Consider the following 24164-nt stretch of genomic DNA (forward strand, 5'->3'; position numbering starts at 1 on the left):
AGACGCCTGAAACGATCAGCAGGAGAGCCCAACCATGGCCGAGCAGAAACCGCGTTTCGAGCCCTATAACCACCCCGCCGGCGGCTGGGGCGCGGCCAAGGCCACGGCCAAGGTACTGCTCGAGCAAAGCGTGGTGGCCAAGGGCTCTCGCGCTCTCCTGTCGATGAACAAGCCAGGCGGCTTCAAATGCCCCAGCTGCGCCTTCCCGGACCCCGACCGCGAGAAATCCCTCGAATTCTGTGAAAACGGCGCCAAGGCATTAGCGGTGGAAGCAACGAAGAAGCGCGTCACCCGCGCCTTCTTCGAGCAGCATACCGTCACCGAGCTCATGGCGCAGAGCGATTACTGGCTGGAGGAGCAGGGCCGCCTGACCGAGCCGATGCGTTACGACAGCGCGACCGACCGCTACGTTCCCGTTTCGTGGGACGATGCCTACGCGATGATCGGCGATCACCTGCGCGCGCTGGACAACCCCGACCAGGCTGAATTCTACACCTCCGGCCGCACCTCGAACGAAGCCGCGTTCCTCTATTCCATCTTCGTGCGCGCCTACGGCACCAACAATTTCCCCGATTGCTCGAATATGTGCCACGAGCCCACCAGTCGTGGCCTGCCAATGTCCATCGGCATGGGCAAGGGCACGATCGTCATGTCGGATTTCGACAAGGCGGAGGCGATCTTCGTGATCGGCCAGAATACCGGCACCAACTCGCCACGCATGATGAGCAACCTCGTCCATGCCCGCAAGCACGGCGTGCCGATCGTCGTGGTCAATCCGATGCCCGAACGCGCGCTGATCCGCTTCACCGAGCCGCAGGACCCGGTGCAGATGGCCACCTTCGGCTCCACCGCCATCGCCAGCGAATTCGTCCATATCCGCATCGGCGGCGACCTCGCCTTCATCAAGGGCGTCATGAAGGCGCTGTTCGAACGCGAGAACGCCGGCGAGAACATCCTCGACCGCGACTTCATCGCCGAGCATACAACGGGCTTCGACGCCATGCGCGAGGAGGTCATGACCCGGTCCTGGGATGACATCACCCGCATCTCCGGCATCGGCGAGGAACAGATCCGCCGCGTCGCGGATATCTATGCGCGCTCCAGGGCAACCATCGTGTGCTACGGCATGGGCATCACGCAGCACCAGCAGGGCGCGCGGATGATCCAGCAACTGGCCAGCTTCCTGATGCTGCGGGGCAATTTCGGCAAGCCGGGCGCGGGCATCGCGCCCATCCGCGGCCATTCGAACGTGCAGGGCGACCGGACCGTCGGCATCGACGAGAAACCGACCCCAGCCTATCTCGACCGCGTGCGCGATGTTTTCGGGTTCGAACCGCCGCGCGAACACGGCCATCATGTCGTGGAATCGATCAAGGCAATGATCGCGGGCACCGCGAAAGTGTTCATCGGGCTGGGCGGCAACTTCATCCATGCCGTGCCGGATACGCCCGTCGCCTATGAAGCCATGCGACGGCTGAACCTGACAGTCGGCATCGCCACCAAGCTCAATCGCGGCCATCTCGTGCACGGGCGCGATGCGCTGATCCTGCCTGTCATCGCGCGTTCGGAAATCGACCGGCAGAAGGGCGGCGTGCAGTTCATCACGATCGAGGATGCGATGTCGAACGTCACCTCGTCGAAAGGCATCCTCGAACCCGCCAGCGCGAACCTGCGATCGGAGATCGAGATCGTCTGCCGCATCGCCCGCGCCACGTTGCCGGACAGCGCCATCCCCTGGGAAAGCTATATCGACGACTACGACCTGATCCGCGACAAGATCGCCGCGGTCTATCCGAACATCTACGAAGGCTTTGTCGAAAAGATTCAGGACCCGAAGGGATTTCATCTCGACATCGCGCCGCGTCGCCGCGTCTGGCTGACACCGAGCGGCAAGGCCAATTTCCTTCTCTTCCCCGGCCTGGACGTGGACGACCCGATCGACGACCCCGCCATGCTGCGCCTGTCCACCATCCGCTCGCACGACCAGTTCAACACGACGATCTACAGCAACAGCGATCGCTATCGCGGCGTCTATAACGATCGCATGATCCTATTCATGAACGCGCAGGATCGGGCCGATCGCGGACTGCCGCCAAAGGCGCGCGTCGCGCTGGAAACCATCGCGGAGGATGGCATCACGCGTCGCGTCGATGGCCTGACGGTGCTGGACTATCCCATGCCGCGCGGCGCGATCGCCGGCTATTACCCGGAACTCAACCCGCTCCTGCCGCTGGGACATTTCGACGAAATCAGCGGCACGCCCGCCGCCAAGTCGATCCCGGTGCGCATCGCTGCGATCGAAACCGCCGGAACGGCATGAATCCGGATGTCGCCCTCCGCGTCCCGGGCCTGCGGGTCGGCCGGGACGCGGAGCCGGTTTCCCGCATGGTGGCCGAGGAAACGCCGATCAGCCTCGTCTTCAACGAACTGCATCCCTATGCCGTCATGATGGCCACGCCAGCCGATCTAGAGGATTTCGCGCGCGGTTTCGCCCTGACCGAACGCATTGTCTCCCGTCCGCAGAACGTGCGCGACACTCGCGTGCAATCGGTCGCGGACGGTCTGGAACTCCATGTCCAGATCGACGGGCAGGATTTCAGCCGCCTGCTGCAACGGGGCCGCCGCGCCATAACCGGTCGCACGGGCTGCGGCATCTGCGGCATCGACCGGATCGAGACGCTGGACCACCCGCGAACGATACTCCCCGCGGGTCAGCCGATCGCGATTGCCGCCATCCGGCGCGCGCTGGGCAACCTGGGAGACCATCAACCGCTGAACGCCGAAACGCGCATGGTCCATGCCGCCGCCTGGGCCGATCCGCAAGGCGATATCATCCTGACGCGCGAGGATGTCGGGCGACATAACGCGCTCGACAAGCTCATTGGCGCCGGTATCGCATCCAGCCTCGATTTCACCGACGGCTTCTGCCTGCTGACGAGTCGCTATTCCTTCGAGATGGCGGAGAAAACCGCCATCGCCGGCATGCGGATCGTCGCAGCCGTCTCCGCACCCACCGCGCGCGCCCTGCGCGTGGCGGAATCGGCCGGACAAACGGTTCTGGCCATCGCGCGCAGCGATAACCAGACCGTTTTCTGCGGCGCCGAACGTATCCTGTTCCAGTAAAAAGTAATCGATATGCTCTTTGACTTCGAAAGCGATTTTGCCGGCTCCCTGCGCTGCATCCCGATGATCGTGCGCATGAAGCTTGATCTCTGCGGCATCAAGCTCACCCTGCGGCAATGGAGCCGCTTCACGCATGAGGACCGCGCAGCCCTGGTCGATAAACCCGGCGAGACACCGACGGAACAGGCGGCCTACCGTCAACATGTGCTGGAACTCGTTCAGAGCCGCAGCGATGAACCCGCCCGCTTCCTGCCGCCTGAATCCCATGAATCCTGGCAGCAGCCGGACCAGATGCCGGACGACATCGCCCAACAGGCGGGCGCCGACGACATATCGCCTCCCACTGACACGCAATGGGCCAACCTCTCCCCCCTGCAACGCTTCGCCCTGATTAAACTCGCCCGCTCGAAGCACGAGAACGAGAATTTCGTCCCCGCCATGAAGGAATTCGGACTCCTTCCGTCGTGATGTGCGCTCCCAATTACCGGGGTGTCGAGAAAAACCGGGCACTGGCCCAGTCATAAAGCTGGAAATCCTGTCTGTTTGCATTCCGGAACGTTGCGGCAAGCGTGCCACCCAGTTCGTCCTCCAGTGCCGCGATACGCGTGTCCAGCTCCGCGCCGACCACACTCTGCGTCACGTTTTCACGAAATGACGCGAGATCGAAATCCACGAAAAACGGCGCATAACGCAGGCTATATATTTTCAGGGACTCATCGAAGCGCTCCACGATGCCCGCGAACCCCCAACCCGCAAGCAGACGACGCGCTTTCTCAAAGTCGGCCACGACAACGGCACGGCGCGTATGGTTCGGCCCGAACGCCGCACCAGAGAGATGAAAAACCTGATAGTTGCGAATAACCTGCGCCAGTTGTGAGTCATCCCTCATGTAATGGTCGACGAACCCGGCGAACGACTCCCTTTTCGCCACGCCATGCTGGGGCTGTTGCGGGTCCCGCCGGACAAAAGAATAGACGGATTTGGCCCGCAGCAACGGGTGGCGCAAGAAAACCATCGGATAGCAGCGCCGCGACGGCAGCGGTGGACGCCCCAGATGCGTCGATAAAGCCCGCAGACACGGGCGGCGCTTGAGATAGTCCGCCAGACGCCGGTGCGACAGGATATCATGCGCATGCTGCCCCTCGAATGTATCCCATGCGTCACCGAACTGTCGCTGCAAGGCCGCGTCCACGCTGGATCCGGCATTCTTGAAGATATGATAGTGAATAATGACGGCGTCGCGCTCAGTACGCACAGCGCGCGCAGACCAAAATTGAAACATGGCGGTCTCTTGAGATTATGTCCGGGTCAACCCGAACATACGCCCCGTCGAGCGCCGGTAACGTCATGTAATGTCACAAACTGCAATCGCTCTTGTGCGACGCCTTATTATTGACGGCCCGTCATGAAATACGCGCTTTTCGGATCGAAATTAGGGTTGTGAAACGGGTCGCGCGCAAGAATATCGCGGTGCCTCGCCTCAAGCCGCTGCCGATCCGCATCCAGCCGCGATCGCCGGCGTGGCGTATCGTCATCCTTCGCGCGCGAGAACGATTCGTAATGCAGGAATTGCGCCGCCGGACACACCACATTGAACAGGCCGCGCTCAATCAGCCGAAAGCAGAGATCGCTATCGTTATAGGCAATGGGCAGTTCCTCATCGAAGCCCCCCACGGCATCGAATTTCGTCCGTTCGATCATCAGGCAGGCCCCCGTTACGCTCGACCAGTCGTAATCCAGAACCGCCCGCATGAACGCGCCACAATCCTCCGCCGCGCATCCCTTCATGGCGTGAACAGGCCCATATCCGATGTTCATGACGCCGACATGCTGGATGCCCTGGCCCTCCGGGTAAAGCAGCTTCGCCCCAACGGCACCGATATGTTTCCGCTGCGCTAGCCCGGCCATGCGTTCCAGCGCATCCGCCGTTAGAAGCGTCATGTCGTCGTTCATGAACAGGAGCAATTCACCTTGCGCCCTCCGTGCGCCGATATTGTTCAGTTCAGCATAGTTGAACGGTCTGTCGTGCCGGATGACGCTCACCCTGGAATTTGTCGACAGGTTGTCGAGAATATCCCGCGTCTCCCCATCACGCGATCCGTTGTCCAGGATCACGAATTCCACGTCCTGCCAGGCGGCAACGTTTCTCACGGAGTCGATATTGCGCAACAGCATCGCACCATGATCGCGCGTCGGAATAATGATCGATATCAACGGCGTACCGGTCGCCGCGTAGACGACACGGAAATATCCCGGCGCTTCCGGCACGGGTTCGAGCCGCCCTGCCGCGCCGCGCCGCGCCAGCGCCGCCGTGCGGGCCATGACCCCGGGCTCCACCGCCGCCTGCCCGCGACGATGATAAAGCACCTTCGGCACATGCAAGATACGCTGCGCCCGCTCCGTCACCCGCAGCAGGACGTCCCAGAACGGTCCATCGGAACAAGCTGAAGATACGCCACCCGCATCGTCCAGCAATGTCCGCCGTATGGCGCAGGCATGCCCGATATAAGGCAGGCTCATCAGGGTATCGGGGGACCAGTCCGGCTTGAAATACGGCACGACCGCACCGTTTTCATCCAGAATATCCTCATCGCTGTAAACGACATCCGCCGATACGCTGGTGAGCGCGATATCCAGTTCGTACAAACAGTCTTCCGTAAGCTCATCATCCTCGCGAAGGAAAATGACGTATTCGCCACGGCTCTCCCGCCATCCGGACGCCATGCGCTCGACCATCGTGCCTTCGATCGCCCGGTAAACGATCCGCGTATCCTGCAACGCCTCCAGAAGAGCCTGAACCAGCGGATCGATCCGATCGGCAATCAGGACCCACTGCCAGTTCTCGTACCATTGGCAACGCAGGGACGCGACGAGCCGGATGATCGTCCCGAAATCGCTCGCGCTCAGGCCCATGACGATGGAGAACATGGGACCATCGGTTCTGGCACGCCCCGTCGATAACACCCGATCGTTCAGGCGCGCTGGCGGTCGATAGGTATATTCCGCGCCCGGGATGGGCACAGGCGCTGCCTGTTCGTCCGTCGCACGGCTTCTCCAGCGTCGTACCTGCTGGAAGCCGCGCCTGAGCGAGCGATGCACGATCTTTGGCACATAACGCGCCATATGCCGCACCGGCGATGTCACGCGCCACGCCGTGCTTTCCTCGATCTCCGAGAGGCGATGTTGTGACAACCGCGTCTCATGGCGCTGCGCCGCCAGCGCCACACGCAGTTCCGCGATCAGACGATCCCGTTCGCGAACCTCCTGTCGGGCAGCCAGCAAATCTTCAAGACATACCGGCAGAAGATCGGCGCTCCCCTCAATCATGCATGACGACCCCGGAATGAAAAACCAACACATTCATGAACCTGAATACCAGAACATCCTCAACATGTCGCATTCCGTGCACATCCTATCCCACACGAAACATTACGAAAAAATTCCCTCAGCCTCGCCATTACTTGCGAAAATCCGAACGCAATTTTGCCATAGTTTCCAAGAATGTTGGGATCGATCACGCTCATCGTTTCTATCTCCCGTATTTTTCGGATCTCCTCCACTATGAGCAGCCGCTGCAAACATGGCTGATACCCCTGCCATCACCCTTCATCAGCCCTCCATGCGAGAGTCCGACCTCCCTGCGGCATCGATCGCCACCGATGAAACGCCGGACGACATACATCTCTGGAAATTGCGGCGTGAATGCCGTGAACTTTCGACACGGCTGGCGGCCATCGAGAACAGCACCATCTGGCGCGGAACGGCGCCCCTGCGAGCGCTCATCGAGCGCCTGCCCTGGCTCGCGCGCATGGCGGCCATCGCAAGGCGACGCACACGTCGCGCAACGCCGCATGCTGACGAGGTCATCGCCGCGCCGAGGGAGCTTCGCCAGCATATCGCCGGGCTGCACGCACGCACCGCACATCGCGTCGAGGACGCGGTCGAGCCGATCACCTTCCAGACGGTCTCATCACCGCGCGTGTCCATCATCATCCCGACCTACGGTCAGGACGATTACACACTGCGATGCCTGGCCTCGCTGGCGCTACACGCGCCACAAACACCTTTCGAGATCATCGTCATGGACGATGCCTATCCCGACCGCGCCGATCCAGCCTTCTTCGCAAAACACGTCCGCGGCATCGAATTCCGACGCGCCGCGCACAATCTCGGCTTTCTGCGGACGTGCAACGCAGCAGCCGAACTGGCGCGCGGCGACTACCTGTTCTTTCTCAACAACGACACCGAGCCGATGCCAGGCGCGATCGACGCCCTCGTGGCCCTGCTGGACGAAACGCCCACGATCGGCATGACCGGCGCGAAACTGATCTATCCCAACGGCACGCTTCAGGAAGCGGGCGGCATTGTCTGGCGGGACGCCAGCGGCTGGAACTGGGGGCGTGGACAGAATCCCGAAAGCCCCGAATACAATTACCGACGCGACGTCGATTATATCTCCGGCGCCGCGATCATGCTGCGCCGCACCCTGTTCGAAAGCCTGCACGGCTTCGACGAGACATTCGCACCCGCCTATTACGAGGACACGGATCTGGCATTTCGCATCCGCCAGGCCGGTCTACGCGTCGTCTACGAACCACGCGCCGCCGTCATCCACTACGAAGGCATTTCCCACGGGACAGACGAGGCCACCGGTGGCAAGGCCCACCAGCGCGTCAACGCGCGCCGCATGCGCGAACAATGGGCCGAAGTGCTGGACCAGGACTATTTCGCCGGGCCGGACGACCTGCCGCGCGCCCGCGACCGTGCGATGCACCGCAGGATTATCCTCGTCATCGACCATTACGTGCCCGAACCCGACCGGGATGCCGGTTCACGAACGATCATGGGCGTTCTGCGCAGCCTCGTCGCCGCGAACTGGGTCGTGAAGTTCTGGCCGCAGAACCGTCTCTATTCACCGGTCTATACGCCCGTTCTGCAAGACATGGGCATCGAGGTCATCGACAGCCGATGGCAGGGCGACCTGGAAGACTGGTTGCTGGCGCGTGGCGATGCGCTGGATTGTATTCTGGTCAGCCGCCCGGCCGTGGCAAGCGCCTATCTCCCCGCACTGATGGCCTGCACCGAAGCGCGTCTCTGCCTCTACGGACACGATCTCCACGGCGTGCGGCTCCATCGACAGGCGGAACTGACCGGCGATCCCGATATCCTGCGGCGCGCCGAGACCATGGACAGGCAGGAATGTCGCCTCTGGCGCATTTTCGATGCATCGATCTATCTCTCACGGGCCGAAGCGGACATCGCCAGCAAGCTCGAACCGCGCGGAGACTATCGCGTGGTCGTGCCATACTGCTTCCCGACATTCACAGGCCGCGATCACGCCCCGGCAACGACCACGATCCTGATGGTGGCCGGGTTCGCGCATCCGCCGAACGAGGATGCGGCCTTGTTCATGGCCCGGCAGGTCCTGCCACTGATCCATGAGCAATGCCCCGAAGCGACACTGGTCCTTGCCGGCTCGCATCCGACGACGAAAATCCTGGCGCTGGCCAGTCCGAATATCACGGTGACAGGCTGGATCGACGACAAGACCCTGCACGATCTTTACCAGACAAGCCGCGCCGCCGTCGTGCCGCTGCGCTACGGCGCCGGCGTGAAGGGCAAGACCGTCGAGGCACTGCATGAAGGGCTCCCGCTGACGGTCACGCCAATCGGCGCGGAGGGAATCGAAGGACTGGACGCCATCCTGCCGATCTGCCCGGACGCCCGGTCGATCGCCGACGACCTGCTCCTGCTCCTGCGGGATGACAGGGTCTGGCTGGCGCGATCCCACGCACAGACGGATTTTGCCCGCGCGCATTTCTCCGAAGAGGCCATGCGGGAATCGGTTATCGCGGCGCTGATGCCCTGAACCCGATCCGGACTCAGGACTTCTTCGCCTTGACCTGCCCGATATGCGTCTCGCCACGCTGCGCCGCCAGACGCGTCTGGTGCTCGCGTTGCGCATAGCGCGCTTTCTGCGCCGCGCTGCGTGTGTCGTGGCAGGCCGGACAGCTGACACCCGGGTGATACAGTGGCGAAGCCCGGTCCGCCGCGTCGATCGGGCGGCGGCACGCGCGACACAGGTCGTAATCGCCGGGCATCAGGCCGTGGCGTACCGTGACGCGCTCATCGAACACAAAGCAATCGCCGTCCCACCGGCTTTCCTCCGGCGGGATCGTCTCCAGATATTTCAGGATACCGCCCTGAAGATGGAACACATCCTCGATGCCTTCCGCCTTGACGAAGGCCGTCGCCTTCTCGCAGCGAATGCCCCCGGTGCAGAACATCGCAATCTTCGGCGTCTTCCTTTCCGCCAGCAGCGCCTCCCGGCGCGCGCGGAACCATGCGGGGAAATCGCGAAAATGCGCTGTCTCGGGGTCGATCGCCCCCCGGAAGGTGCCGACCGCCACCTCGTAATCGTTGCGCGTGTCGATCAGGATCGTCTCCGGATCGTCGATCAGCGCATTCCAGTCCTCCGGCGCAACGTAATGACCGACCTCTTTCAAAGGATCGATGTCCGGCTGTCCCATCGTCACGATCTCGCGTTTCAGGCGCACCTTCATGCGCTGGAACGGCCATTCCCCGGCCCACGATTCCTTGACCTCGATGGCCGCACAGCCCGGCAGCCCACGCACATGCGCCAGCACGGCCTCGATACCGGCATCCGGACCGGCGATGGTGCCGTTGATCCCCTCCCGCGCCAGCAGCAGCGTGCCCCGCACGCCAGCCGTCAGGCAGCAATCCAGCAACGGCCCCCGCAACGCTGCCGGATCGGCGAAAGGCGTGAAGCGATACAGCGCGGCAACGCGAAAGGATGGAGCAGTCTGGGTCATGGTGCGATCGTCAGGGAGGTTATCGTATCGGGACGGCGCGCGAACTGATATCCCGCCACCGGCGTCTCGTGTCCATCCGCGTCAAGCTGCGTCACGCGCACGAGCCAGCCGGGATAAATCCGCCAGCCGATCATCCCGCCGCCTACAGTCATCCGATAGCGTTGGCCATCGATCGCACGGTCGGAGGAAACCGGAGCATACATCGTCGTATAGCCATTGATCGGCGGCACACCGAAAACGGGCAGCGTGGGATGGTCCGTGCCGAAATTATCGGTTCGGTCCTGCTGCCATGGCCCGATGCGATGCTCCCGGTCCCGCTGCGCCGCCTGCGCCAGTTCCAGAGCCGTTCGCGCCAGTTCATTGCACGGCGCACCCGCACGGCACCCACTCGTTTCGGCCTCAAGACGCACGGCGTAACTCTCTTTCACATGGCAGACCGGCGTCCACCGACCGTTCCGCCATCCGGACGCCCGTAGCGCACGCGCACGATCGCCCGCCCCACGCTCGTCCTCAACCACATAGGGCACACCGCGCACGCGACCCAGCCACAGCGTATCGTCCCAGCAGGGACTTTTCCTGATGCCGGCCGGGTAAGGCATCGGCTGGAGATGACCGTCGTTTCCGCTGACGAAACGCGTCTCGGCGCAGTGGAGCGTCCCGGCGACGCGCTGCAACGCGCCCAGTCTCCCCTCCACGAGATGATAATAGCGCAACGTGAAACTGGAATCATCGGGCATCAAATGCGCCGCATCCGGCGGCGCAGGCATCTCGGATGCCTCGACCGCGTCCGGCAGGATATCCTTCAGCCGCCAGTCCGCGCCCTTCCCGGGCAGCAGGGTCCGATGCAATGCGCCGCATAACGGATCGGGCGCGGAGCGTGCCGGTTGTGCCATGGCGCAGAAAAGCAGCACCCCAACAGCATGGCGGATCAGGCGGTCTGCCATCCCACCCCCACGAACGCCACGCGCCGTCCCTGCGCATCCTCGCGCAGCACGATCACATGCTGCTCCTCCAGATAGCTCAACTGCCGCCGCGCACGCCCCAGGGAATGCGTGCCATAGGCCCGCGCCAGCGCCGCATCGTCCGGGCATGGCAGACCATCCAGCGCCGCGCGCGCCAGCAGCAGCGTCACGCCCTGCACATCCTCCGGCAGCCCCGCCGCAATGGTTTCCGCCTGCCGCCATTCGTCGTCCTGTCGGCGCTCCGGCGCAATACCGGACCGGACGGCCGCCAGAAGCATGCGAAAGCCGCTCATATCGAGCACGTCACGGCCCAGACCCTCGATCCGCGCCCGAAGCTGGAAATCCTGATACAGCGTCGCCAGCGGACGGTAATCGGCCTCCGGCTCCGCCGCCACGGCGGACACCAGACGCCACAGCGTGTCCGGATCGGCCTCGATACGCGGCGCATCCTCCAGAACAACGGCCGGCGCACGCTCCGCGGCGAAAGCGTCCAGCTGCGCCAGCAGGTCCGGCGGCGGCACGCGCCGCTCGCGCGGGCGCGGCGCGGCATCCACCACCGGCTCCAGAATCAGGTCACGCATGTCCGCCGCCGCCCCGGCCTCGAACGGCATCAGCTTCGGCCCCGTGGCATGGCTCGCGGTCTCCACGCTGCCGATCGCAACCGACAGGGGCCGACGGCTCAGCGCCGGACCAAGCGCCATGAACTGCCCGCGCCCCAGATCGCGGAACGATTCCGCCGCCCGACGTTCCATGCCGAGCAGATCGGCGGCGCGCGCCATGTCGATATCGAGAAACGTGCGCCCCATCAGGAAATTGGAGGCCTCGGCCGCCACATTTTTCGCCAGCTTCGCCAGACGCTGCGTCGCGATGATGCCCGCCAGTCCACGCTTGCGGCCACGACACATCAGGTTGGTCATCGCACCGAGCGAAAGCCGGCGCGCCTCGTCGGACGTATCGCCACCCGCCACAGGCGCGAAAAGCTGCGCCTCGTCCACCACCACCAGCACCGGATACCAATAGTCGCGCGGGGCATCGAACATCCCGTTCAGGAACGACCCCGCCGCCCGCAACTGCATCTCGGCATCGACGGATTCGAGGTTCAGAACCACGGACGCCCGATGAATGCGCGCCCGCTCACCGGCTGCCCGCAACGTGGCCTCGGTCTGCGCGGCGGCATCGATCACCAGATGCCCGTATTTCTCGGCCAGCGTGACGAAATCGCCCTCCGGATCAATGATCGCCTGCTGCACCAGCGTGGCCGTCTGCTCCAGCAGGCGCCGCAGCAGATGCGACTTGCCGGAGCCGGAATTGCCCTGCACCAGCAGACGCGTGGCCAGAAGTTCGGTCAGGTCGAGCGGCACATCCGCGCCGTCACGGCCGCGGCCCAGGGAGACGGAGACGGTCATGCCCGCGTCCTACAGGATGTAGCCGCCGAAGTCAGCCACGCATCCACGCCTTTTGCGGTCGCAAGCCCGGTGGCGAAGCAGGCCTGCAACAGATAGCCGCCCGTTGGCGCTTCCCAGTCCAGCATCTCGCCCGCCGCGAACACGCCCGGCCTGTCGCGAAACATGAAATGCGAATCCAGCGCCGACGCCCGCACGCCGCCCGCCACCGAGATCGCCCGGTCCATCGCCTCGGTCGCGATCAGCCGCAACGGCGCGGCCTTGATCCGCGCCGCCAGCGCGGGCGCATCCAGATCCGCAACCGCGCCCAGCACGACACGCGCCACCGGCGAGAGGGACGCGCCCTTGCGCAACCGGTTGCTCAGGCTTTCGCGCGGGCGCAATCGCCCCAGACGCGCCGCCAGCGCGGCGGCGTCCATGCCCGGTCGCAGATCGACCGCGATCTCCGCCGCGCCATCCCGCGCGATGGCATCGCGCAGCGGGCCGGACAGCGCATAGATCGGCGCACCCTCGATCCCATGCGCCGTGAACGTCAGATCGCCCCGCGCGGCGCGCCCCCGATGGCGCAATGTCACGCCATGCAGCACGGCCCCTTCCGCCCGCGCCCAGCGCTCCGGCGGCCAGCCGGGCAGAAAGCCGCAATTGGATGGACGAAACGGTGCGACGACCGCCCCCGGCATGACAGTCGGCAGAAAGCCCGCCCAGGCGCCATCCGACCCGAGCCGCGCCCAGGACGCACCGCCCAGCGCCAGGACGGTCGCCGCCGGCACCTGCCGCACCATGCCATCCGGCGTCTCGAAAACCAGCGCGTCATCATGCCAGCCCCTCCACCGATGCCGCCCCGCGAACGTCACCCCCAACGCCCGCAGGCGCGCCAGCCAGGCGCGCAGCAATGGCGAAGCTTTCATTGATTCGGGAAACACGCGGCCACTGCTCCCGACGAAACAGGGCTGACCCAACCCTTCCGCCCACGCACGCAAGGCCTCGGGCGGGAAGTCGCGGATGGCGGGTTCCAGCCAGTCCCGCGCCGCGCCATAGCGATCGAGAAATGCCGGCAGGCCCTCGGCATGCGTCAGGTTAAGGCCACTGGCCCCTGCCATCAGGAACTTCCGCGCCGGATGGGCCATGCGATCGTGGACGACGACCCGATGCCCCGCCGCGGCAAGATACTCCGCGGCGAACAGGCCCGCCGGACCGGCGCCGATCACGGCGATGAAGGGAGAACGAGGATCGGACATGCAGCGCAACTATCTGGCGCGTCCCGCGTCCTTTGCCAACGCCCGATCGGCCTTGCGTGATCGCAACTTCATGATTTGGGAGTCGCAGGAAGCTGCGCGTAATGACGTTCAGGCCGAACGGCCGCCATTTCCCACCACCCCTTCAGCCACCATGCGCACGGGTGCTACAGGACTGACAATGATCGACCTTCGCAGCGATACGCTCGCCGACCTCCCCGCCCAGACCCAACGCTTCGCCTACGATCGCCAGGCCGTTCGGCCCGGCATCGTCCATCTGAGCGTCGGCAATTTCCATCGCGCGCATCAGGCCTGGTATCTCGATCGCCTGCTGGCGAAACCCGGCAACGAAGGTTGGGGAATCTGCGGCGTCGGCCTGATGGACGATGCCAACGAACGCCTGAAGAAGGACATCTTCCCGGCGCAGGACAATCTCTATACCCTCACACGCTACGCCGCCGACGGCTCATCCACGCATCAGGTGATCGGCAGCATGGTCGAGTACCTTTTCGCACCCGGCGACCCGGAAGCCGTCCTGGCCCGTATGGCCGACCCCGCCACGCGTATCGTCTCCCTCACCATCACCGAGGGCGGCTACAACCACGACCCCGCGACCGGCACCTATCGCCTGCACGCCCCCATGACACAGGCGGAACTGGCCGAGCCTGCCAGACCGCGCTCCGCTTTCGGTTATATCGTGGAAGCCCTCCGCCGTCGCCGCGACAGCGGCACGCCGCCCTTCACCGTCATGTCCTGCGACAACCTGCGCGACAATGGCGTCATCAGCCGCAGTGCGGTCATCAGCCACGCCATGGCGCTGGACGCCGATCTGGCGGACTGGATCGAGCAGAACGTCACCTTCCCCACGAGCATGGTCGATCGCATCACCCCGGTCGTGCACAAGGAAGACGCCGAACGCGTGAACGCCGAGTGCGGCGTCCATGACCGCCTGCCGGTGATCTCCGAGGATTTCGCGCAATGGGTCATCGAGGACCGCTTCTGCAACGGTCGCCCGCCGCTGGAAAGCGTCGGCGCGCAGGTCGTCGCAGACGTGCATCCCTATGAACTGGCCAAGGTGCGCATGCTCAATGCCTCGCACTCCATGCTGGCCTATCCGGGACAGCTCGCCGGACTGGAAACCGTTAAGGACGCGATCGACCACCCGTTGATCCACCGCCTCGTTTTCGATTTCATGACACATGACGTCCTCCCGATCCTGCATGCGCCCGACGGCATGAATCTGGAGACGTACCGCGATCAGATCATCGCCCGCTTCAGCAATCCGAAAGTCGGCGACCGTCTTTCCCGCATCACGGGCGACGGCCGCAGCAAGCTGCCGACCTTCCTGCTGCCGACCCTCGCCACCGTCGCCGAGCGCGGCGGCGATATCCGACGCATGGCCTTCGTCGTCGCCTGCTTCCTGCGCTATTGCGGCGGCCGGGACGACCTCGGTCGTGACTTCGAGCCGTTCGAACCCCACCTGACCGACGATCGCCGCGCCCTGACCGGCGACCCGGTCAAGGCGCTGACCACGCTGCCGATGTTCGGCGACATGGGGCTGACGCCAAGCTCCGTGATCGTGGAGATGACCGCGATCTACGCGCATGCCATCGCCGCGCAAGGCACGCTCACCGTCCTTGAGGAAGTCCTGCGCGTCGCCTCGCACGTCATGTAGGAGAAAATCGTGCCGGTCGCATCCCGTCGTGGAAGCGCCGGCCCCGTTCCCGCGTTGACCTTCATGGCAAGGGAGAATCACATGACACCCATCGCAAGGCTGGCCGCCGCTCTCACCATGCTGCTGGCTGTATCGGCCTGTAGCGATACATCGCCCTTCCGCGATCGCTATGCCGCGCCGGGCAGCAGCGCCAATCAGGGGCCGAGCATGCACGGCGCCTATGCACAGGGCGGCCCCGGCGGCGCCATGTGACAGGCCCCTAGATCAGACGACGCAACCGCATCCAGCGATACGCCTGCCCCGGCCACGCCATCGTCGGCGTGCCGGGGCGTCCCATACCGAAGCCATGTCCTCCATCGGGATACAGGTGCCGCTCGACCGGCACGCCACGTGCACGGCAGGCATCGGTCAGGATCGCCGTGTTCTCCGGATTCGCGATCGGGTCGTCTTCGGCCTGCGCCAGAAAAAATGGCGCGTCGCCAGCACGAATGTAGGTCTGGATCGACCACGCGGCACAGGCTGCCGCATCGGGCCACTCACCGAGCAGCTGCCGCCGCGTCTGCGTGTGACCGAACGGCGATTCGAGCGTCACCACCGGATAAAGCAGCATGACGGCATTCAGCCGGTCCGGAACACGATCGATCGGGTCCACCGGCTGGCCTGCCGGCCAGTCCTGCCTGACCGCATGCAGCCCGATGAGATGCCCACCGGCGGAAAAGCCCAACCCGCCGATCCGCCCCGGATCGATGCCATACGTCGAAGCCCGCGCCCGAACGAGCCTGACCGCACGCTGGACGTCCTGAAACGGCGCCATGGCGGTGTTCGTCCAACCCTCTCGCGGCAGGCGATAGACCAGCACGAACGCCGTGACCCCCAGCGTATTCAGCCAGCGCGCCGCCGGCATCGCCTCGCTTCCAAGATTGAGATGACGATAGCCGCCACCCGCCGCAATCAGGACCGCCGCCCCGTTCGGCCGGGCGGGACGGAACACGCCCAGCACAGGACGCGCGATATCGGTCGCCGAACCCCTCGCCGACACGATCGGCCTTCCTTCCGGACCGGGGCCAGCCGGTGACGATCCCGACCAAAGCGATACCGTCTCGGGAAAATCCGGCCATGAGAACAGAGGTTCAGCGGCAAGAGCCTGACGGCCCAGCAACCCGCCCATCAAGCCACTCAGAACAGGCCGCCGCTTCAGAACAGGTCGCGTCACGATCCGCCGCCCCGAACCGCACTGTAACTTTCCCGAGCCATCGCGCGAAGAAGATCACAGGACATGGCACACTGTCGCCCGGACAGTGGCGCCCCCAATGCAACTCCGTCAGCCGACGGCCAGTTTATGTGACAACCTTCTTTCGACGAGCGACCCATCATGACATCCACGTTCCCGTTCCGCCGCGCCGCGCGCGCCCTGTGTCTCGGCCTGCTGGCGACGAGCGCCCTGTCACTTGCCCCGGCACTCTCCCCCATTCCGGCGGCCTCGGCCCAGACGCTCGACAACGAAGGTCGCCTGCCGTCGCTCGACGGTGCGACGCAATGGCTCAACAGCCCGCCGCTGTCGCGCGACCAGTTGCGCGGCAAGGTCGTGCTGGTGGATTTCTGGACGTATTCCTGCATCAACTGCCTGCGCGAGATGCCCTATCTCAGCGCCTGGGCCGAGAAATACAAGCCATACGGCCTCGTCGTCATCGGCGTGCATGCCTACGAGTTCGATTTCGAAAAGAACATCGACAACATCAAGCAGGCCATCGCGCGTTATCACGTCAACTTCCCTGTCGCCGTGGATAACGACCGCGGCATCTGGAACGCCTTCCAGAACGAATATTGGCCGGCAGCCTATTTCGTCGATGCGCAGGGCCACATCCGCCATCATCATTTCGGCGAAGGTGACTACGCGGATTCCGAACGCATCATCCAGACCCTCCTGCGCGATGCCGGCGCGAAGAACGTGCCGACCACGCTCGTCAGCGTCGACGCAACCGGCGCGCAGGCCGAAGGCGACATGGCCGACATGCAATCGCCCGAAACCTATATCGGCTACGCCCGCGCCCAGAATTTCGCCTCCGCCGGCGGTGCCGTCCAGGATGAGACCAGTGATTACGCCGCCAGCAACACGCTGGCTCTCAATCAATGGGATCTGGGCGGCAAATGGTCCGTCAACGCCGAACATGCCACGCTGCACGCCCCCGGCGGCACGATCGACTATCGCTTCCACGCCCGCGACCTGCATCTAGTCATGGGACCGGGACCGAACGGTCAGCCCGTACCCTTCCACGTCACCATCGACGGCCACGCCCCCGGCGCGGCGCATGGCGCGGATATCGATGCAAACGGCAACGGCACGGTGACCGGCCAGCAGCTTTACCAGCTTGTCCGCCAGAATGGCGAGATCGGCGACCATACCTTCACCATCCGATTCGACAAGCCGGGCGTTCAGGCCTTCTCCTTCACCTTCGGCTAGGAAAGCCGGCGCTGCCTCAGCGCAGCGCCCCCAGCCCGCGCGCGATCGCCCATACGGTCCAGAGCACCCAGGCGGCGATCATCGCCCACGGTATGACGATGAAGATCGCGCCGACACCGAACGTCACCGCCGCAAGGCCCGAGACAATCGCATGCGCCAAGCCGATGGCCATCCACGCCAGCACGCCAAGCCAGAAAATCCGGATCTGCCAGTCGAACGTCTCACGCATCGCCAGCCCGTGCCGCCGACGGTGATAATAGGCAGCCGCGACGCCGATCACGGCAGGAAAAGCCGAGAAGAACGCAACGATATAAAGGATATAGGCCGTAAACGCCCAGAAGCGCCCTGCCCGATCGACCGGGCGGCCGCGATAGGCGCGGCTGTCGTAGCGGTCATAGAACGGATCGCTGTAAAAACTCTGGCTCATGATGAAATCGACCTCCATCGACGTGGTTTGTTGTCGACTTCCATGCTGCAAGTTTAATGCCAAACCCCCGAAATGGCGAAATCCGCCATTCCTGAGGCATATTCCAGCCCGTCCTGGCGATTATACTGTATGCAAACATGTCTGTTTAGGAGGGAGTTCAGACTGTCCGGTTTAGGCAAGACGAACTGAGAAGCGGCTGTCTCCGGCAACCCCCGGGCGGTTCAGCAGCGCGGCCCACGCCTCCTCGCTCTTCACATGTCAGCAGGATCGGCAAAATGCGCGGCGAGGCCGGTTTGGCCCGGCGCAACGTGGTCGGCCATGGTGTGGTGATTGGGAAAGTCGCCGCCGTTTTGCAACCGGAAGGGGATCGGCGCGTCGGTGAACAGCCCGGCGAGGCGCTTACGCCAAACCGCCTTGATCGCCTCTACTTCTTCCGCCGTCGAAACGTGAACCGTGCTATAGACCGCGTGCGTCGGAAGCACTTCCATGCCGGGGTAGAACAGCGCGCCATGGGTCAGCGGGAAGAGCAGTTGCTCGATCGGCCCGTTGATACCACGCGGGCCATAGTCTGCCGCCGGGCCGCCTGCAAGCACGTTGACCAGAGCCCGCTTGCCCTTGAGTATGCCCTCGCCGAAGCGGAACTGGTTTGATCCGTTCTGATAGCCGTAGGCGAAACCGAAGGCATAGACCCGTTCTATCCAGCCCTTCAGGATCGCGGGCACGCCGTACCACCACAGCGGGAATTGAAGGACCACAGCATCGGCCGCTAGCAGCTTCTGCTGCTCGGCGAGCACGTCGGGCGTCTGCTGTCCGCTTGCGTACGCATGGCCCGACTCCGCGATGAAAGACAGCCGCTCGGGATTATCACGCTCTGGAAAGTCGTCGGCGTCATACACCGCCTTCCACTTCATTCCGTAAAGGTCCGAGTGAACCACGGTGTGTCCCGCTGCCGACAACATCTCGGTGGTCACGTCGACCATCTGCCGTGTCAGCGAAGTGGGTTCTGGGTGCGCATAGACGATCAGTATGTTCATGGTCTGATGCTCCTACTGGATGCGTTAATCAGAATTCGACGACGATGTTGCCAAAGTAACTGCTGCTCTCCTTCAGCCGGCAGGTGCCGGTGAGTTTGGCGAGTGGGAGGGAGCGGTCGATCACCTTGCGTCCGTGGACGGCGTCGATCTTGTCGTGAGCCTCATATGAATTGCGGTGGGCGTGGATGATCAGAATGCGGCTCATGTCGGCGATGTCCTTCATGATCGGGATGGCGGGACGATGCACCCACGGGCAGTATATTTGAAATCGAATGATTTATATGCTGCCATCCATTCGATGGATATCGAACGTCTCGACCTTAACCTGCTTGCAACGCTCGACATGCTGCTGACCGAGCGGAACGTGACCCGTGCGGCGCGCCGGCTGAACCTCAGCCAGCCCGCCCTCTCGGCGCGGCTGGCACGGCTGCGGGCGGTGCTGGGTGATCAGCTCCTGCTGCCCGGGCCGCGCGGCATGGTGCCGACCGCGCGGGCGACCGCCCTGCAGAAGCCGTTGCGCGCGGCCCTGGACGGCGTGCGCGAGGTGGTGGTCACCGCAAACCCGTTCGTCCCCTCGACGGCGGAAGGCACTGTCGCGATCGTCGCCAGCGATTATGTTCAGTATGCGGTGCTGATGCCGCTGGTCCTTCGTCTCCGGGAGGAAGCACCGGGGATACGGATCGCCTGGCGCAATGCCGACGTTCAGGCCGGACTCCGTCCGTTCGAACAAGGCCTCGCGGACCTGCACCTCACGATCCCGCAGGACATTCCCGACGGCCTGCGCATGAGGCCGCTCTTCGATGAGGACTACGTTTCGATCGGCCGGGCCGATCATCCGGTCTTGCGGGGTTCGCTCGACCTCGAGACGTTCTGCAGCCTGGAACACATCATCGTCTCGCCCGAGGGCGGCGGGTTCTCGGGACCGACCGACGTCGCGCTGGCGGCCCTGGGACAGGCCCGTCGCGTCGTGCTCTCGGCGTCCGGCTTTCTGATGGTGCCCGAGATGGTCGCCCGCTCCGACATGGTCGCCCTCGTTCCGCGACGCATCGTGCAGGGGCGTGGCCTGCCGTTGCAGATCCTTCCACCGCCGATCCGCGTGCCCGGCTTCACCATCGCGATGGCCTGGCATGATCGCACCACCACACATCCGCTGCACCGATGGATGCGCGATAGGATCGCGGCCGTCGCTCAGACGACAACGTGAAGCCATGAGTGCCATGTTGCGCGACGGGACGTCGCGTCCGCTTTCCGGTCTTCTGCTCGCGCGTGTGAGCGTCCGAAAAGAGGGCATAACCAGCCATATTCGCAAACGGTATAATCGTCCTATCTCTCGGCCCAAGAAGGCATCAACGACCAAGTTCACGCAATTTCGTGCCACTGAGCAGTCGCTTCTCCATGACATCGAGCGACATGCCCTTGGTCTCCGGCACGAACAGATAGGTCAGCACGACGAAGACGGCATTGAACGCCGCGAAAAGCCAGAACGTCCCCGCCGTGCCGATCGTCGTCATCAACGTCAGGAAACTCGCACCGACGATCATGTTCGTGACCCAGTTCGTGAGCGTCGACAGGGCAATGCCGAGATCGCGCCCCTGCATCGGCTGGATCTCCGAACACAGCACCCACATCAGCGGCCCCGCGGACATGGCGAAGCCCGTGCAGAAGATCAGCAGCAGGAAGACCGCCAGCAACTGGGATGCCTGGCTGTTCATGCCATGTGCCAGCAGCGTGGCCAGCGCCGCCATGCCGAGCGCCATGACGGTGAAGCCGATATAGAGGATAGGTTTGCGACCCCATTTATCGACCAGCCCCACGGCAATGAACGTCGCCAGCATGTTCACCAGACCGATGATGGCCGTGCACCACATCTGGGAGGTGGCGTCGAAGCCTGCTTTCTCCAGAATATGCGGCGCGTAATACATGATGATGTTGATGCCCGCGAGTTGCTGCATCGCCTGCAACATGACGCCGAGAGCCAGCGAACGGCGGAAATTAGGGTTTTCGCGCAACAACTGCATGCCGTGCTGCTTGACTTCCAGCTGCTCGCGAATGGCGCGGATCTCCTGCGCCGCCACCAGCGGGTCGTCACGCAGGGACAGCAGAACCTCGCGTGCCTCCTTGTGCCGCCCCTGTATGATGAGCCAGCGCGGGCTGTATGGCAGGAACGTCACCCCCACCAGAAACAACGCCGCCGGAATTGCGGCCACGCCGAACATCCAGCGCCAGTCGCCGCTATAGGAGAAATAGGTGTTGGACAGGAAGGCAATGAAAATCCCGACCGTCACCATAAGCTGATAGGTCGAGACCATGGCCCCGCGCGTTTCCTCGCTGGCGATCTCAGACAGGTAGAGCGGCGCCGTGAAGGCGGAAAGCCCCACCGCCAGCCCCATGATGACGCGGAAGAACATCATCGACGGCACCGACCAGCACAGCGCGCAGCCAACGGAACCGACCACGAAAACCGCCGCCCCCAGAATGAGCGAACGCTTGCGTCCCAGCGAATGCGACAGCCACCCGGCACCCAGCGCGCCGACGGCGGCACCGGCCATCATCGCGCTCACCACCCATTCCTGCGCCAGCATCGAGGCATGGTAACGCTTGGCGAAGAAATCGAGCGCCCCCGCCACGACGCCGATATCGAGACCGGACATGAGCCCCGCCAGCGCCGCGACGACACCGATGACGATCATCTTGAAATTCGTTGCGTCGAAACCCGTGGAATCGACATCCTGGGTGATCGTGGACTGATCCGTTTGCGCATTCATGATGGGGCAAGGTCTCCTTATGTTGTTCGATTGGCCAATATTATCGGTCGGGCACGGCGGCTCGGATGGCGCCGACGGTCAAACCATTCCAGTTGCGCAGCGTCTGGTGGGCCAGTCCGTCCAGCACGGCATGATCGGCCTCCTGCAGGACGTCACCACCGAAACGACGGAGAAGTGCCGCCAACGCGACCTCCACCGCCCGGTTGCCGCCGTCATCCGCCTTGAGTGCAAAGCCCAGGCCAAGCTGCGGCAGGGCCGCGACCATCACGCCCTCGGCACCCATCTTGCAGAACAGACGCTCGCCGAAATGGCGCATCAGCACCGTATCGAAACGCCCGCTCCCCGCAACCATGAACGGCGCGGCCGCCACCGCCGCGCGCAATCGCGATGCCGCCGCGGCACGATCCGGATGCAGGCCGACGCCACCGCCGAACCGCGCGAAACCCCGCGCCAGCGCCGTTAACGGAATGGCATAGGTCGGCATGGAGCAACCGTCGATGCCGCGCATCGCATCCTCGTGCGCCGCGCCGGTCATCTCCGCCAGCACCGCCGTGGCCGCCTGCTGGACGGGATGATCCGGCGAAATATAGCCGGTTGGGTCGATGCCCTGATCGCAGGCGACGCAGATCATGCCGGCATGCTTGCCCGAACAGTTGTTGTGCAGCGGACTGGCCGCCTTTCCCTCGGCCGCCAGTTCGCGCGCCGCCGAATCCAGCGTCGGCCAGTGCGTGCCGCATTCCAGGCAACCGACATCGCGCCCCACGCGCGACAACATGCGCGCCGCCGTCTCCGCATGCGCCGCTTCGCCGTTATGGGAGGCGCAGGCCAGCGCAAGCTCGTCATCCGACAGGTTCAGGCGCGATGCCGTTCCCGTCTCGACCAGGGGCAGGGCCAGCAACGCCTTCACCGTCGAACGGGGATAGACCGCCGCCGCGACATCGCCCATGGACCAGACGACACGCCCCGCCGCATCCACCACGACCGCTCGACCGCCATGCCGCGACTCGACGCGGTCGCCGCGCAGGACTTCGGCGAGAACGCCATCGCTCATCAGAAGAATTCCCCCATTCCTTTCGTCACACGCCTAAAGCGCATCCACCGGCGACCCGGCACCCGTGAGCAGGTAGCACGGCGCGCCCATTCGCGCCGTATGATCGGGATCGGGCTCCAGCATGCCATCGACCAGCATGCGCCGCAGCTTCAGGACCACGGGCGGCGCTGCATCCTCGGCCGCCTCCGCGACCATGGCGATCCAGGACAGCAGCGCCGGACGCTCCGCCAGCACGACCGGCTGGCGCGCATCCACCGGCAGACCGCTTTCCCGCCACGCCGCCGCCGTATCGGCATCGGCCATCAGGTAAAGATAGCCATCCGGGCGCGACGCCGGACCGATCGACGCCAGCGGCACGCCGGCCAGCGGCGCTTCCGCCGGCACCAGATAACGCATCTGCGGCGTAACGTCGAATGCCGGCGATTCCTCCATCTGCCGTTCCACGCCGGGAATGTCGCCCGGCACCACATCCAGAGGCGCGCCCGGCTGCGGATCGGCGAACAGGTCGGCCTGCGCATCCGACCGTGTGGGGGTCGGCGCCGATGCGGCGCGGCGACGCGTGCGCCGCGCACCCCTGCCCCCCTCCAGCGCCAGACCTGGCGCCGATACGGGCGCGCCTGTCTCCGATGTCAGGGGACGGCGTCCTGGCATGCGGCACAGATGCCCTCGATTTCGATCGTCGCCGTCTCCATCCGGAACGACGCCCTGCTCGCCGCATGGGTCAATGCGACGCCGATCGCATTATCCTCCAGTTCACGCGCCACGCCACAGTGGCGACAGATCAGGAACTGCGCGCGATGACCGCACCCCTCGCCATGATGGCACTCCAGCCGGTGCGTGCACCCGACGAAAGCCGACAGTCGCTCGATCTTGTGAATCAGGCCATGCTCGGCCAGAAATTCCAGCGCGCGATAAACGGTCGGCGGCGCGGCGTTACGATGATAGGCCCGCAGATGGTCCAGCAGGTCATAGGCACCCAGCGGCTTTTCGGAAGACAGGATCAACCCCAGCACCTGACGCCGCGTCTCCGTAAGGCGCGCGCCATGCGTCGTGCAGTAGCGGTCCGCCTGATCGAGCCGCAGGGTCACAGCGCCGGAAAAGGCCTTTTCGTCAGCGACCAGTGTCGTATCCAGCATCGTTTTTGTCCTTCCCACCTTGCCGTCTCCTGCCGATCGCCCTTATACCCCGGCTTCAC

22 protein-coding genes are annotated in these 24164 nt (G+C 64.3%); 8 read left to right on the top strand and 14 right to left on the bottom strand.

Going from position 1 to position 24164, the window contains the following annotated elements:
* The first annotated feature begins 34 nt into the window (after positions 1–34).
* From A0U93_RS07180 to A0U93_RS07190, 3 genes are read left to right on the top strand one after another with little or no spacing between them, the layout of a single operon-like run.
* A complete protein-coding gene (locus A0U93_RS07180; RefSeq protein WP_077806732.1) occupies positions 35–2320 on the top strand; it encodes an FdhF/YdeP family oxidoreductase in 2286 nt (761 codons plus the stop codon).
* Positions 2317–3123: a formate dehydrogenase accessory sulfurtransferase FdhD gene (gene fdhD / locus A0U93_RS07185; protein ID WP_077806733.1), complete on the top strand. Its 807-nt coding sequence runs from the start codon at positions 2317–2319 to the stop codon at positions 3121–3123. Before A0U93_RS07180 ends, fdhD begins: the two co-directional genes overlap by 4 nt.
* 12 nt (positions 3124–3135) lie before the next feature.
* Entirely contained in the window at positions 3136–3591 is a 456-nt protein-coding gene (locus A0U93_RS07190) for a nitrate reductase associated protein (RefSeq protein ID WP_077806734.1), read from the top strand.
* A gap of 13 nt (positions 3592–3604) precedes the next feature.
* Here the strand turns inward: A0U93_RS07190 and A0U93_RS07195 are convergent, their stop codons facing one another.
* Complete coding sequence (locus A0U93_RS07195) at positions 3605–4405, bottom strand: sulfotransferase family 2 domain-containing protein (RefSeq protein ID WP_077806735.1); 801 nt, start codon at positions 4403–4405, stop codon at positions 3605–3607.
* A 107-nt stretch (positions 4406–4512) separates the two neighbouring features.
* Entirely contained in the window at positions 4513–6450 is a 1938-nt protein-coding gene (locus tag A0U93_RS07200; RefSeq protein ID WP_147150774.1) for a glycosyltransferase family 2 protein, read from the bottom strand.
* A 253-nt stretch (positions 6451–6703) separates the two neighbouring features.
* Between A0U93_RS07200 and A0U93_RS07205 the strand changes: the two genes are divergently transcribed.
* A complete protein-coding gene (locus tag A0U93_RS07205; protein WP_077806737.1) occupies positions 6704–8992 on the top strand; it encodes a glycosyltransferase in 2289 nt (762 codons plus the stop codon).
* A gap of 13 nt (positions 8993–9005) precedes the next feature.
* Here the strand turns inward: A0U93_RS07205 and trhO are convergent, their stop codons facing one another.
* The 4 genes from trhO to A0U93_RS07225 are packed head-to-tail and all read right to left on the bottom strand — an operon-like array spanning position 9006 to position 13559.
* Positions 9006–9956 carry an oxygen-dependent tRNA uridine(34) hydroxylase TrhO gene (trhO, locus tag A0U93_RS07210; protein ID WP_077806738.1) on the bottom strand — a complete coding sequence of 317 codons (951 nt, stop codon included), beginning with the start codon at positions 9954–9956 and terminating at the stop codon, positions 9006–9008.
* Positions 9953–10900, bottom strand: coding sequence for a hypothetical protein (locus tag A0U93_RS07215; RefSeq protein ID WP_077806739.1), 948 nt, complete (start codon positions 10898–10900; stop codon positions 9953–9955). Before A0U93_RS07215 ends, trhO begins: the two co-directional genes overlap by 4 nt.
* Entirely contained in the window at positions 10885–12324 is a 1440-nt protein-coding gene (locus tag A0U93_RS07220; protein WP_077806740.1) for an ATP-binding protein, read from the bottom strand. Before A0U93_RS07220 ends, A0U93_RS07215 begins: the two co-directional genes overlap by 16 nt.
* Positions 12321–13559 carry a TIGR03862 family flavoprotein gene (locus tag A0U93_RS07225; protein WP_077806741.1) on the bottom strand — a complete coding sequence of 413 codons (1239 nt, stop codon included), beginning with the start codon at positions 13557–13559 and terminating at the stop codon, positions 12321–12323. The genes A0U93_RS07220 and A0U93_RS07225 overlap by 4 nt, the downstream gene beginning before the upstream one ends.
* On the opposite strand from A0U93_RS07225, the gene A0U93_RS07230 reads away from it, so the two are divergent.
* Together A0U93_RS07230 and A0U93_RS16395 are read left to right on the top strand one after the other, a co-directional pair.
* Positions 13558–15231, top strand: coding sequence for a mannitol dehydrogenase family protein (locus A0U93_RS07230; protein ID WP_169852711.1), 1674 nt, complete (start codon positions 13558–13560; stop codon positions 15229–15231). The genes A0U93_RS07225 and A0U93_RS07230 overlap by 2 nt on opposite strands.
* Before the next feature lie 81 nt (positions 15232–15312).
* Positions 15313–15483 carry a hypothetical protein gene (locus A0U93_RS16395; protein WP_169852712.1) on the top strand — a complete coding sequence of 57 codons (171 nt, stop codon included), beginning with the start codon at positions 15313–15315 and terminating at the stop codon, positions 15481–15483.
* A 7-nt stretch (positions 15484–15490) separates the two neighbouring features.
* On the opposite strand, the gene A0U93_RS07235 is transcribed toward A0U93_RS16395, so the two are convergent.
* Entirely contained in the window at positions 15491–16444 is a 954-nt protein-coding gene (locus tag A0U93_RS07235) for an alpha/beta hydrolase (RefSeq protein ID WP_211274059.1), read from the bottom strand.
* A 159-nt stretch (positions 16445–16603) separates the two neighbouring features.
* Here A0U93_RS07235 and A0U93_RS07240 point away from each other — a divergent pair, with 159 nt between their 5' ends.
* Complete coding sequence (locus tag A0U93_RS07240) at positions 16604–17692, top strand: thioredoxin family protein (protein ID WP_077806744.1); 1089 nt, start codon at positions 16604–16606, stop codon at positions 17690–17692.
* A 16-nt stretch (positions 17693–17708) separates the two neighbouring features.
* Here the strand turns inward: A0U93_RS07240 and A0U93_RS07245 are convergent, their stop codons facing one another.
* From A0U93_RS07245 to A0U93_RS07255, 3 genes are all read right to left on the bottom strand, one after another.
* Positions 17709–18119, bottom strand: coding sequence for a hypothetical protein (locus A0U93_RS07245; RefSeq protein ID WP_147150776.1), 411 nt, complete (start codon positions 18117–18119; stop codon positions 17709–17711).
* Between the two features lie 251 nt (positions 18120–18370).
* Positions 18371–19153, bottom strand: a complete 783-nt coding sequence (locus A0U93_RS07250) for an NAD(P)H-dependent oxidoreductase (protein ID WP_077806746.1) — start codon at positions 19151–19153, stop codon at positions 18371–18373.
* Between the two features lie 28 nt (positions 19154–19181).
* Positions 19182–19376 (bottom strand): hypothetical protein, encoded by a 195-nt coding sequence (locus A0U93_RS07255; protein ID WP_149026868.1) that lies wholly within the window; start codon positions 19374–19376, stop codon positions 19182–19184.
* 75 nt (positions 19377–19451) lie between these two features.
* On the opposite strand from A0U93_RS07255, the gene A0U93_RS07260 reads away from it, so the two are divergent.
* The gene (locus A0U93_RS07260) at positions 19452–20357 is read left to right on the top strand and encodes a LysR family transcriptional regulator (RefSeq protein ID WP_077806748.1); all 906 of its coding nucleotides are present in this window, start codon (positions 19452–19454) and stop codon (positions 20355–20357) included.
* Positions 20358–20499: 142 nt separating this feature from the next.
* On the opposite strand, the gene A0U93_RS07265 is transcribed toward A0U93_RS07260, so the two are convergent.
* From A0U93_RS07265 to A0U93_RS07280, 4 genes are read right to left on the bottom strand one after another with little or no spacing between them, the layout of a single operon-like run.
* Positions 20500–21918 carry a sugar porter family MFS transporter gene (locus tag A0U93_RS07265; protein WP_077806749.1) on the bottom strand — a complete coding sequence of 473 codons (1419 nt, stop codon included), beginning with the start codon at positions 21916–21918 and terminating at the stop codon, positions 20500–20502.
* A 40-nt stretch (positions 21919–21958) separates the two neighbouring features.
* Positions 21959–22969, bottom strand: coding sequence for an asparaginase (locus tag A0U93_RS07270; RefSeq protein ID WP_077806750.1), 1011 nt, complete (start codon positions 22967–22969; stop codon positions 21959–21961).
* A 33-nt stretch (positions 22970–23002) separates the two neighbouring features.
* A complete protein-coding gene (locus A0U93_RS07275; RefSeq protein WP_077806751.1) occupies positions 23003–23620 on the bottom strand; it encodes a hypothetical protein in 618 nt (205 codons plus the stop codon).
* Positions 23599–24105 (bottom strand): Fur family transcriptional regulator, encoded by a 507-nt coding sequence (locus A0U93_RS07280; protein WP_077806752.1) that lies wholly within the window; start codon positions 24103–24105, stop codon positions 23599–23601. Before A0U93_RS07280 ends, A0U93_RS07275 begins: the two co-directional genes overlap by 22 nt.
* Positions 24106–24164 lie beyond the last annotated feature (59 nt).

The sequence above is a fragment of the Neoasaia chiangmaiensis genome, assembly GCF_002005465.1.
Lineage (GTDB): Bacteria > Pseudomonadota > Alphaproteobacteria > Acetobacterales > Acetobacteraceae > Neoasaia > Neoasaia chiangmaiensis.

Coding starts and splice junctions, on each gene's coding strand:
- A0U93_RS07180 (WP_077806732.1), top strand. CDS start 35: ATGGCCGAGCAGAAACCGCGTTTCGAGCCCTATAACCACCCCGCCGGC.
- fdhD (WP_077806733.1), top strand. CDS start 2,317: ATGAATCCGGATGTCGCCCTCCGCGTCCCGGGCCTGCGGGTCGGCCGG.
- A0U93_RS07190 (WP_077806734.1), top strand. CDS start 3,136: ATGCTCTTTGACTTCGAAAGCGATTTTGCCGGCTCCCTGCGCTGCATC.
- A0U93_RS07195 (WP_077806735.1), bottom strand. CDS start 4,405: ATGTTTCAATTTTGGTCTGCGCGCGCTGTGCGTACTGAGCGCGACGCC.
- A0U93_RS07200 (WP_147150774.1), bottom strand. CDS start 6,450: ATGATTGAGGGGAGCGCCGATCTTCTGCCGGTATGTCTTGAAGATTTG.
- A0U93_RS07205 (WP_077806737.1), top strand. CDS start 6,704: ATGGCTGATACCCCTGCCATCACCCTTCATCAGCCCTCCATGCGAGAG.
- trhO (WP_077806738.1), bottom strand. CDS start 9,956: ATGACCCAGACTGCTCCATCCTTTCGCGTTGCCGCGCTGTATCGCTTC.
- A0U93_RS07215 (WP_077806739.1), bottom strand. CDS start 10,900: ATGGCAGACCGCCTGATCCGCCATGCTGTTGGGGTGCTGCTTTTCTGC.
- A0U93_RS07220 (WP_077806740.1), bottom strand. CDS start 12,324: ATGACCGTCTCCGTCTCCCTGGGCCGCGGCCGTGACGGCGCGGATGTG.
- A0U93_RS07230 (WP_169852711.1), top strand. CDS start 13,558: ATGCAGCGCAACTATCTGGCGCGTCCCGCGTCCTTTGCCAACGCCCGA.
- A0U93_RS07225 (WP_077806741.1), bottom strand. CDS start 13,559: ATGTCCGATCCTCGTTCTCCCTTCATCGCCGTGATCGGCGCCGGTCCG.
- A0U93_RS16395 (WP_169852712.1), top strand. CDS start 15,313: ATGACACCCATCGCAAGGCTGGCCGCCGCTCTCACCATGCTGCTGGCT.
- A0U93_RS07240 (WP_077806744.1), top strand. CDS start 16,604: ATGACATCCACGTTCCCGTTCCGCCGCGCCGCGCGCGCCCTGTGTCTC.
- A0U93_RS07245 (WP_147150776.1), bottom strand. CDS start 18,119: ATGAGCCAGAGTTTTTACAGCGATCCGTTCTATGACCGCTACGACAGC.
- A0U93_RS07250 (WP_077806746.1), bottom strand. CDS start 19,153: ATGAACATACTGATCGTCTATGCGCACCCAGAACCCACTTCGCTGACA.
- A0U93_RS07255 (WP_149026868.1), bottom strand. CDS start 19,376: ATGAAGGACATCGCCGACATGAGCCGCATTCTGATCATCCACGCCCAC.
- A0U93_RS07260 (WP_077806748.1), top strand. CDS start 19,452: ATGGATATCGAACGTCTCGACCTTAACCTGCTTGCAACGCTCGACATG.
- A0U93_RS07265 (WP_077806749.1), bottom strand. CDS start 21,918: ATGAATGCGCAAACGGATCAGTCCACGATCACCCAGGATGTCGATTCC.
- A0U93_RS07270 (WP_077806750.1), bottom strand. CDS start 22,969: ATGAGCGATGGCGTTCTCGCCGAAGTCCTGCGCGGCGACCGCGTCGAG.
- A0U93_RS07275 (WP_077806751.1), bottom strand. CDS start 23,620: ATGCCAGGACGCCGTCCCCTGACATCGGAGACAGGCGCGCCCGTATCG.
- A0U93_RS07280 (WP_077806752.1), bottom strand. CDS start 24,105: ATGCTGGATACGACACTGGTCGCTGACGAAAAGGCCTTTTCCGGCGCT.